The sequence below is a fragment of the Polynucleobacter sp. 35-46-11 genome, assembly GCF_002281105.1.
In genome coordinates this window covers 1-10,280 of sequence record NZ_NCFJ01000136.1, presented here as the reverse complement: position 1 = coordinate 10,280, position 10,280 = coordinate 1, and the positions used below count along the sequence as shown (strand labels likewise).

Annotated in this window: 9 protein-coding genes, 1 tRNA gene and 1 pseudogene; all 11 read left to right on the top strand. The window is 46.3% G+C overall.

Annotation, left to right across the window (positions count from 1 at the left end):
- Positions 1 to 58: 58 nt before the first annotated feature.
- The 11 genes and pseudogenes from ilvN to B7Y67_RS09970 all read left to right on the top strand — a co-directional run bounded on the left by ilvN (position 59) and on the right by B7Y67_RS09970 (position 10,279).
- Positions 59 to 550 (top strand): acetolactate synthase small subunit, encoded by a 492-nt coding sequence (gene ilvN, locus B7Y67_RS10020; RefSeq protein WP_015420909.1) that lies wholly within the window; start codon positions 59 to 61, stop codon positions 548 to 550.
- A 51-nt stretch (positions 551 to 601) separates the two neighbouring features.
- On the top strand, positions 602 to 1,618 hold the full coding sequence (gene ilvC, locus B7Y67_RS10015; RefSeq protein WP_046329933.1) for a ketol-acid reductoisomerase: 1,017 nt from the start codon (positions 602 to 604) through the stop codon (positions 1,616 to 1,618).
- Positions 1,619 to 1,682: 64 nt separating this feature from the next.
- Positions 1,683 to 2,330 (top strand): phosphatidylserine decarboxylase, encoded by a 648-nt coding sequence (locus tag B7Y67_RS10010; protein ID WP_293598522.1) that lies wholly within the window; start codon positions 1,683 to 1,685, stop codon positions 2,328 to 2,330.
- 27 nt (positions 2,331 to 2,357) lie between these two features.
- Positions 2,358 to 3,221, top strand: coding sequence for a CDP-diacylglycerol--serine O-phosphatidyltransferase (gene pssA, locus B7Y67_RS10005; protein WP_293598521.1), 864 nt, complete (start codon positions 2,358 to 2,360; stop codon positions 3,219 to 3,221).
- 241 nt (positions 3,222 to 3,462) lie between these two features.
- Positions 3,463 to 5,020: pseudogene (locus B7Y67_RS10000) on the top strand (2-isopropylmalate synthase).
- A gap of 214 nt (positions 5,021 to 5,234) precedes the next feature.
- Entirely contained in the window at positions 5,235 to 5,504 is a 270-nt protein-coding gene (rpsO, locus tag B7Y67_RS09995) for a 30S ribosomal protein S15 (RefSeq protein WP_015420915.1), read from the top strand.
- A 271-nt stretch (positions 5,505 to 5,775) separates the two neighbouring features.
- Positions 5,776 to 7,941: a polyribonucleotide nucleotidyltransferase gene (gene pnp / locus B7Y67_RS09990; protein ID WP_293598520.1), complete on the top strand. Its 2,166-nt coding sequence runs from the start codon at positions 5,776 to 5,778 to the stop codon at positions 7,939 to 7,941.
- Positions 7,942 to 7,966: 25 nt separating this feature from the next.
- Complete coding sequence (locus tag B7Y67_RS09985; protein WP_293598519.1) at positions 7,967 to 8,965, top strand: NAD(P)H-quinone oxidoreductase; 999 nt, start codon at positions 7,967 to 7,969, stop codon at positions 8,963 to 8,965.
- A gap of 17 nt (positions 8,966 to 8,982) precedes the next feature.
- Entirely contained in the window at positions 8,983 to 9,741 is a 759-nt protein-coding gene (gene tpiA / locus B7Y67_RS09980; protein WP_293598518.1) for a triose-phosphate isomerase, read from the top strand.
- Between the two features lie 22 nt (positions 9,742 to 9,763).
- A complete protein-coding gene (secG, locus tag B7Y67_RS09975; protein WP_293598517.1) occupies positions 9,764 to 10,111 on the top strand; it encodes a preprotein translocase subunit SecG in 348 nt (115 codons plus the stop codon).
- Between the two features lie 83 nt (positions 10,112 to 10,194).
- Positions 10,195 to 10,279: transfer RNA gene (locus tag B7Y67_RS09970), tRNA-Leu, on the top strand.
- The last annotated feature ends 1 nt before the right edge of the window (position 10,280 follow it).

The window sequence follows — 10,280 nt, the reverse complement described above, 5'->3', positions numbered from 1 at the left end:
CAATGGTTCAAGCGGGTAAGGGTATTACTGAAATGCTTTTGGGTAGCGAGGATCTCTAATGCGACATATTATTTCTGTATTGATAGAGAACGAACCAGGGGCACTATCCCGTGTGGTCGGTTTATTTTCTGCACGTGGTTACAACATTGAAACACTCAGCGTTGCTCCTACTGAAGATCCATCGCTTTCTCGTATGACGATTGTCACGATTGGTTCTGAGGATGTGATTGAGCAAATTACAAAACACTTAAATCGCTTGGTTGAGGTGGTTAAGGTATTTGACTTGACTGAAGGTCCTCACATTGAGCGTGAGCTCATGATGATTAAAGTTCGCGCGGTAGGTAAAGAGCGTGAGGAGTTAAAACGTACAACGGATATCTTCCGTGGTCGCATCATCGATGTGACTGATAAGAGTTACACCATTGAATTAACTGGTGATGGCGCCAAATTAGATGCCTTTATTGATTCGATTGATCGTGCATCGATTCTAGAAACTGTCCGTTCGGGTGGTTCTGGTATTGGGCGCGGCGAACGTATCCTCAAGGTTTAATTTTTTTAACTGATTACTGAATTAACTACATTTTCAAAACAAGGAAAGAGCATGAAAGTTTTTTACGATAAAGACGCTGATTTGTCCCTCATTAAAGGCAAAAAAGTGACCATCATTGGTTACGGTTCACAGGGCCACGCACACGCATTGAACCTCAAGGATTCAGGCTGTAACGTCACTGTTGGTTTGCGTAAGGATGGCGCTTCCTGGAGCAAAGCCGCAAATGCCGGCTTGACAGTAAAAGAAGTTGGCGAAGCCGTTAAAGATGCTGATGTAGTGATGATGCTCTTGCCGGATGAGCAAATTGCTGATGTATACAGCAAAGAAGTTCATGGCAATATTAAGCAGGGCGCTGCATTGGCATTCGCTCACGGCTTTAACGTTCACTACGGTCAAGTTCAGCCACGCGCCGACTTGGACGTGATCATGATTGCTCCAAAGGCTCCGGGTCACACTGTTCGTGGTACTTACGCTCAAGGTGGCGGTGTTCCACATTTGATCGCTGTATATCAAGATAAATCTGGCTCTGCTCGTGATGTTGCTTTGTCATATGCAACAGCAAACGGTGGTGGTCGTGCCGGCATTATTGAAACCAACTTCCGTGAAGAAACTGAAACTGACTTGTTCGGTGAGCAGGCTGTTCTTTGTGGTGGCGCAGTAGAGTTGATCAAAGCCGGTTTTGAGACTTTGGTTGAAGCTGGTTACGCTCCTGAGATGGCTTACTTCGAGTGCTTGCATGAGCTCAAGTTGATTGTTGACTTGATCTACGAAGGCGGCATCGCCAACATGAACTACTCAATCTCTAACAACGCTGAGTACGGTGAATATGTAACTGGTCCACGTGTTGTGACTGAAGATACTAAGAATGCAATGCGTCAGTGCTTGAAAGACATTCAGACTGGTGAGTATGCTAAGAGCTTCATCTTGGAAAATAAAGCAGGTGCGCCTACTTTGATTTCACGTCGCCGCTTGAATGCTGAGCATGACATCGAGGTAGTTGGTGCGAAGTTACGTGCCATGATGCCTTGGATTGCGAAGAATAAATTAGTTGATCAAACAAAGAACTAAGCTAAGAACTAAGCAAATAGCAGTTAGAAATTAATAGTAGTAACTAATAAGGCTCAGAACAAAGATGATGTATCCGCACCCCATTATTGCGAAAGAAGGTTGGCCGTATTTGGCATTGGTGGGGGCTTTTACTTTGCTAGTCCACTATCTTGGTGGCATTGCATGGTCATGGCCTTTGTGGATCATCTTTATCTTTGTTCTGCAGTTTTTCCGCGATCCGCAGCGTATTGCTGCTTTAGGTCGTGATCTGGTTTTATCTCCGGCTGATGGTCGCATCGTTGTGGTTGAAAAGGCGAACGATCCTTACGCGGGTCGTGAAGCTTTGAAGATCAGTGTATTTATGAACGTATTTAACGTTCACTCCAACCGTAGCGCAGTCAACGGCTTAGTAAAAGAGATTCAATATTTTCCAGGCAAGTTTGTGAATGCCGATTTAGACAAAGCCTCTACTGAGAATGAGCGTAACGCTGTTGTGATTGATGCCAATGGTCAAATCGTGACTCTGGTTCAGGTTGCAGGACTTATTGCTCGCCGTATTCTTTGCTATATCCATGTTGGCGATAGACTCAAAGCAGGTGAGCGTTATGGTTTTATCCGCTTTGGTTCCCGTGTCGATGTATATTTGCCATTAAGAGCTGAGCCTTTAGTCAGTGTTGGGGATAAAGTTTTTGCCACCAACACTCCATTAGCTCGTGTGCCTGGCTTGGACTAATCAAGCTGTAATAACTGGGAATATTCTGTGACTACATTTCGCCGTCGTGGCCGTATTGATCGCAGCCGCTTAGCGCGTACCCGCACTGAGCGTACTCAAGATGAGTGGGCTGAAGATCTTGGTGACGAAATTGATTTCGAAATAGAAGAGCTGCATGCGGATAAGCCGCGCCATCGCAGCAAAGGAATTTATCTCCTTCCTAATGCATTTACTACTGCAGCCTTGTTCTGCGGTTTCTTTGCCATCGTCAACGCAATGAACCACCAGTTTGAGATGGCTGCGATTGCCATCTTTGCATCTTTAGTTTTGGATGGTATGGATGGTCGCGTTGCACGCATGACCAATACCCAAAGCGCTTTCGGCGAACAATATGACTCTTTGGCTGATATGGTGTCATTTGGTGTAGCCCCAGCTTTAGTTGCTTATGAGTGGGCTCTAAAAGATTTGGGTAAGTGGGGTTGGTTAGCTGCATTTACCTATTGCGCAGGTGCGGCTTTGCGCCTTGCCCGCTTTAATGTCAATACTGGTGTGGTTGATAAGAAGTTTTTTCAGGGCCTGCCCAGTCCAGCCGCTGGTTCGTTAATGGCAGGTTTTATCTGGTTGGCTGACGACAATAAGATTCCAGTGCGAGACAGTGCGATTCCTTGGATTACTTTTTTCTTGGCGGTTTATGCTGGCTTAACCATGGTGTCTAATGCCCGTTTTTATAGCGGTAAGGCTTTGGATGTTCGCTACCGCGTTCCATTTGGTGTGATGGTTTTGATGATCCTCTCCTTTGTGTTGATCTCCTCCAACCCCCCACTTACCTTATTTGGCCTCTTTGTGGTGTATTCCATTTCGGGTTACGTCATTTGGGCATGGGAGCGGCTGAGCGGTCGCCGTTTTGGCTAAAACTGGATTTTTAGGTTATATTTAATCCATGTTGATGAATTTCTCACTTTCTAACTTGCCTAGCGGGAAACTACTTCTAGCACTAAGCCTACAGCTTGGGGCAGGTAAGGCCTGAGTTAATGAGATCAAAGTAATTCATTAGCCACGACATACCAGCCCCAGCAAATTGCTGGGGTTTTTGTTTTTAGATTGACAATGAAGTTGTAAACAAAATTAAGCAATATTGAACCGGAGAGTAGTGATGAGTGACAAAGTAATCATTTTTGATACCACCTTGCGTGATGGCGAACAGTCGCCTGGTGCCTCAATGACTAAGGACGAAAAGGTCCGTATTGCTCGCCAATTGGAGCGCCTCAAGGTTGATGTGATCGAGGCTGGATTTGCTGCTAGCTCTGAGGGCGACTTTCAAGCCATCTCTGCAGTAGCAGCTGCCGTCAAGGATTCCATCGTATGTTCACTTGCCCGTGCCAACGATAAAGACATTACTCGCGCTGCTGACGCTTTAAAGGCCGCTAATGCCAAACGGATTCATGCTTTTTTGGCAACTAGTCCATTGCATATGGCGGTGAAATTGCGCATGTCTCCAGAAGAAGTATTTGAGCAAGCTAAGCGTTCTATTCGCTTTGCCAGAAACTTGGCAGATGATATTGAGTTCTCAGCGGAAGATGGTTATCGCTCAGAAATGGATTTCTTATGCAGAGTGGTTGAGGCGGCAATTAATGAGGGTGCTAGCACTATTAATATCCCCGATACCGTAGGTTATGCGACCCCAGAGTTGTATGGCGAATTCATGAAGACCTTGCGCACCCGTGTCCCAAATTCAGATAAAGCAGTCTGGTCAGTTCATTGCCACAATGACTTGGGTATGGCCGTTGCCAACTCCTTAGCTGGTGTCAAGATTGGTGGCGCACGTCAGATTGAATGCACCATTAATGGTTTGGGTGAGCGCGCTGGCAATACGGCATTAGAAGAGATTGTCATGGCTTTGCGTACGCGTAAAGATTATTTCGATATGGTCTGCGGTATCGATGCTACTCAAATTGTTCCTGCCTCTAAGTTGGTTTCTCAGATCACGGGTTTTGTGGTTCAACCCAATAAAGCAGTTGTTGGGGCGAATGCATTTGCCCATACTTCAGGCATCCATCAAGACGGTATCCTGAAGAATCGCGATACCTATGAAATTATGCGTGCAGAAGATGTGGGCTGGTCTGCCAATAAGATTGTGTTGGGCAAGTTGTCTGGACGTAATGCATTCAAGCAACGCTTACAAGAGTTGGGTATTGCAATTGAAGCTGAAGCAGATTTGAACGAAGCATTTGTTCGCTTCAAGGCATTGGCAGATCAAAAATCAGAAATATTTGATGAGGATATTATTGCCATCATGTCTAATTCAGCTGCTGCTGAGGCAGGCGAGTTTTATAAATTTATTTCTTTGAGTCAGTTTGAGTCAGCATTCTGAAACAGGTGAGCGACCAAAATCTAAAGTCACCTTTCGAGTGGGCGAAAAAGAGGCAAGCTCTGAGGCTGAAGGTAATGGACCGGTTGACGCTAGCTTGAATGCGATTGAAGAGATTGTGAAGAGCGGGGCAGAGCAGTTGCTTTACTCTGTCAATGCAATTACCTCAGGCACCCAATCTCAAGGCGAGGTTACCGTCAGACTTGCTAAAGGTGGCCGTATCGTCAATGGTGTTGGAACTGATCCAGACATCATTGCTGCCTCAGCAAAAGCCTATTTATCGGCCTTGAATAAGCTCCACGACCCAAGCCAGGCCAAGTTAAATGCCCAAATGACCCCTTAATTTCAATATAAGTTATTGATTTATATAGTTTTATTCATTTAAAGCCCCTCATTGGTCCATAAACGGCCAGTTTTGGGGTGGATAGCCCCTGAATAGGTGATCTGCTACAATTCGATGGCTTTGATTTTTAAAGCTTTTTTTGTTTTATTTGATTAATAAATGCACGACACGATTTGGGTGAAAGCTCAGGTGTTCGCAAGTAAGGAGTATGAAAATGGCAGTTGCTGATATTAAAACGGCGGAAATCGTCAAAGAAAACGCGCGCAGCGCAAACGATACGGGTAGCCCTGAAGTTCAAGTTTCATTGCTAACAGCCCGCATCAATGAATTAACCCCCCATTTCAAAGCTAACGCTAAAGATCATCACAGCCGTCGTGGTTTGTTGAAGATGGTTTCACGCCGCCGCCGCCTTTTGGATTACCTCAAAGGCAAGGATTTGGGTCGCTATCGCGCATTGATCGAGAAATTAGGTCTCCGTAAGTAATTCTTATCGGTATTGCAATGCCATCTATCTTAGGGTTGTTTCTTAGCAGAATCAGTCTTAAGCAGGTGGCATGTTTTTTGAGCGCTTCAAGATTATTTGTGTAGGGGATCGTGTCATTCCAATGAGTTTCTGGGTTGAAGAATCCAGTGCCTCCCTGGAATGGCATCCCTTGTGATCTTCAAACGCTCCAGTGTTGTCGTGACACTGCTTTATCCCACGACAAGCGTGAAATCCATGTGGCTTTTGCGTGAACAATTTGGAGAAGATCAGAATGACTATGTTTAAAAAAGCAGTAAAGACGTTTCAATGGGGCAATCATCAGGTAACAATGGAAACAGGCGAGATTGCTCGTCAAGCTGGTGGTGCTGTCATTGTTAATGTTGATGACACAGTAGTAATGGGCACAGTAGTTGCCTCTAAATCAGCTAAGCCAGGCCAGTCTTTTTTCCCATTGACTGTTGATTATCTCGAGAAAACTTACGCCGCAGGAAAAATTCCTGGTGGCTTCTTCCGTCGTGAAGGTCGTCCATCAGAAGGCGAGACATTGATCTCCCGTTTGATCGATCGTCCATTGCGTCCATTGTTTCCAGAAGGCTTCTTGAACGAAGTGCAGGTAGTAGTTCATGTGTTGTCGATCAACCCAGACGTTCCAGCTGATATTCCGGCATTGATCGCTGCTTCTGCAGCTTTGGCTGTTTCGGGCATTCCATTTGCTGGCCCAGTTGGCGCGGCACGTGTTGGTTACGCTAACGGTCAATACCTTTTGAACCCAACTCGTACAGAGCAAGCTGCTAGCGAGATGGATTTAATTGTTGCTGGTACACAAGCCGCTGTATTGATGGTTGAGTCAGAAGCTAATCAGTTGTCTGAAGAAATCATGTTGGGTGCAGTTGTATACGGTCACGACCAAATGCAAACTGCCATCAATGCAATTAACGAACTAGTAACTGAAGCTGGCAAGCCAGAGTGGGATTGGACTGCTGCTCCTAAAGATGAGCCATTCATTGCTAAGGTCACTGCATTGGCTGAAGCGCCATTGCGCGAGGCTTATCAGATTCGTCAAAAGGGCGCTCGTTCAGACAAGCTCAAAGAAATCACTAAAACAGTGGTAGCTAAGTTACAAGAAGAGGGTGATGTTGACGCTGTTGCTGTTAACGACATCTTGTTTGAAATCGAAGCGAAGATTGTTCGTAGCCAGATTTTAAATGGCGAGCCACGTATTGATGGTCGCGATACACGCACTGTTCGTCCGATCGAAATTCGTAATGGCGTATTGCCACGCACACACGGTTCAGCATTGTTTACTCGTGGTGAGACACAGGCTCTCGTAGTAGCTACTTTAGGTACTGCACGTGATGAGCAGATCATTGATGCACTCGAAGGCGAGTACCGTGATCGCTTTATGTTCCACTACAACATGCCTCCGTTCGCTACTGGCGAAACTGGTCGTGTAGGTAGCCCTAAGCGTCGTGAAATTGGTCATGGCCGTTTGGCTAAGCGCGCATTGATTCCGGTATTGCCAAGTGCAGAAGATTTCGCATATAGCATTCGTGTAGTTTCAGAAATTACTGAGTCCAATGGTTCTTCATCCATGGCTTCCGTTTGCGGTGGCTGCTTGGCAATGATGGATGCTGGTGTTCCAGTTAAGGCGCACGTTGCCGGTGTTGCAATGGGCTTGATTTTGGACGGCAACCGTTTTGCGGTATTGACAGACATCTTGGGTGATGAAGATCACTTAGGTGATATGGATTTCAAAGTAGCCGGTACCGCTAACGGTATTACTGCTTTGCAAATGGACATTAAGGTTCAAGGTATTACTAAAGAAATTATGCAAGTTGCATTGGCTCAAGCTAAAGAAGGCCGTTTGCACATTTTGAGCAAGATGCAAGAAGCGATGGGTTCAGTTCGCACTGAATTGTCTGCACATGCTCCACGTATGGTTTCTTTCAAGATTCATCCAGACAAGATTCGTGAAGTCATCGGTAAGGGCGGCGCAACAATTCAAGCCTTGACTAAAGAAACTGGTTGCAGCATCGACATTAAAGACGACGGTACTGTAACCATTGCTTCTACTTCTGCTGAAGGCATGGCTGAAGCAAAAGCACGCATCGAAGGCATTACCGCTGAAGCTGAAGTAGGCAAGATCTACGAAGGTCCAGTAGTGAAGTTGCTCGAGTTTGGTGCTTTGGTAAACATTCTTCCAGGTAAAGATGGCCTCTTGCACATCTCAGAAATTTCTAATGAGCGTGTAAAAGAAGTTAAAGACTACTTAGCAGAAGGCCAAGTGGTTCGCGTGAAGTTGTTAGCTGCTGATGAGCGTGGTCGTTTGCGTTTATCTCTCAAAGCTGCGATGGCTGATGAAGGTGGCACGATTGCTCCTTTGACGGGTGCTGAAGCTACTGCTGAAGCCGCTCCTACATCTGGCGAATCTGCTTAAGTAAAGTCAGCGAGCGGGAGTTCATATGCGTGTAATGGAAATCAAAGAATTTGGCGCACCAGAGATGCTGGTGGCTGCCACTCGTCCTGACCCGGTGGCTCCGGCTGCTGGTACGGGTGAGATTTTGATTAAGGTGATTGCTGCTGGAATTAATCGTCCAGACGTTTTGCAACGCAAAGGCCATTACCCGGTCCCAGCAGGCGCATCTGATATTCCTGGTCTCGAGGTGGCTGGTGAGATTGTTGGCGGTGATTTAGCTCATGCTGACAATCTGTTTGGCCTCAAAGTTGGCGATAAGGTTTGTGCGCTTGTGCAGGGTGGTGGTTACGCAGAACTGTGTACGGCTCCTATTGCGCAATGCTTACCTTATCCAAAAGGGTTTACAGATCAAGAGGCAGCGTCCTTGCCTGAAACTTTTTACACCGTATGGAGCAACGTCTTCATGCGTGGCGAGTTATCTGAAGGTGAAACCTTGCTAGTGCAAGGCGGCTCTAGCGGTATTGGAGTCACTGCGATTTTGATTGCAAAAGCCTTGGGTCATAAAGTATTTGTTACTGCTGGTACCGATGAGAAGTGCGCAGCTTGCGTAGCTTTAGGTGCTGACTTGGCGATCAATTACAAGACACAAGACTTTGTAGAAGAAGTGAAAAAGGCAACTGACGGTAAGGGTGTCAATGTGGTACTCGACATGGTTACTGGTGCTTACGTACAAAAAGAAATTGATTGCTTAGCTGATGATGGCCGCATTGTGATTATTGCGATCATGGGTGGATCAAAGGCTGAAGTAAATACTGGGCAAATTTTGCGTCGTCGTCTAACCATCACTGGTTCTACATTGCGCCCACGTCCTGTGTCATTTAAGAAGCAGATTACCCAGCAGTTACATGCGCGTATTTGGCCTTTGCTAGATGCGGGTAAGTTAAAGCCAGTGATTTATAAAACATTCACCTTAGACCAAGCGGCTGATGCCCATCGTTTGATGGAGTCTTCTGAGCATGTTGGCAAGATCGTGTTGACCGTTTAAGTATTGAGCTAGATTTAATGCGTCCACTCACTGTTATCGGCAACTGGAAAATGAACGGTAGTCTTGCAAGCAATGCAGACTGGGTCAAGACCGTTTGCCGTGGTATGGAGCAGGGGATGCCAGCAGGCCGAAAGTATGCAGTTTGTGTGCCGGCGCCTTACTTAGCGCAGTGTGGTGATTTGATTCGTGATTGCTCATTAGCTTTTTTAAGCTTGGGCGCTCAAGATGCTTCGGCTTATGCTGATGGCGCGTATACCGGCGAAGTTGCTGCCTTTATGCTGAAAGAGTTAGATTGCACCTACGTGATTGTTGGTCATTCTGAGCGTCGCCAATACCATCGGGAGACTGATGAGCAGGTCGCCGAGAAGGCCCTTCAGGTGCTCGATAATGGCATGATCCCAGTGATTTGTGTCGGTGAGTCTGCTGATGAACGTAACTCTGGTCGTGAGGTTGAGATAGTGCGAGGTCAAATTTCAAAGCAGGTCGCTATTTTGCAAGACCGTTTGGCTGACTGCCTGATTGCTTATGAGCCTATTTGGGCTATCGGCACGGGTAAGGTGGCAAGCGCTCAGATGGCTCAAGATATACACCGAGCAATTCGCTTGCAATTGGCGGAATTTGATGAAGATGTAGCTTCCCACGTGGGAATTTTGTACGGCGGCAGCGTTAAACCTGATAATGCCGTTGAACTGTTTGCAATGCCGGATATTGATGGTGGATTGATTGGGGGAGCCTCATTGAACCCACAAGATTTTCTAGCTATTTGTCAGGCCTAGATTTTTTATTTGGAGATAAGCCATGGAATGGTTTAAGACTTTATTGATCGTTTTGCAGGTAATTTCAGCTTTGGCTGTGATCTTGCTTGTGTTGCTTCAACAGGGGAAGGGCGCTGATATGGGCGCTGCTTTTGGTTCTGGATCCTCTGGCAGCCTTTTTGGCGCTAGCGGTTCAGCCAACTTCCTATCCCATACAACCGCTATTTTTGCGGCAGTCTTTTTTGTCTGCACTTTAGGGATTACTTGGATTGGCAATAAAAAGGAAGTTAGTCCTGGTGTTTTGTCTGGCACAGTAGCGCCTGTTGCGGCTCCAGCCCCAGCGCCTGCTGCACCAGTCCAGGATCCAACTAAGCCAGCGGTTCCGAAGTAAAAATTAGATTTAAGCACTTTCTGCCTTTATTTTTGGGGTAAGGAAGTGGTGCAATGCAGTAGAATTGTCAGGTTTTACAAGATGCCGACGTGGTGAAATTGGTAGACACGCTATCTTGAGGGGGTAGTGGCTTAGGCTGTGCGAGTTCGAGTCTCGCCGTCGGCACCAA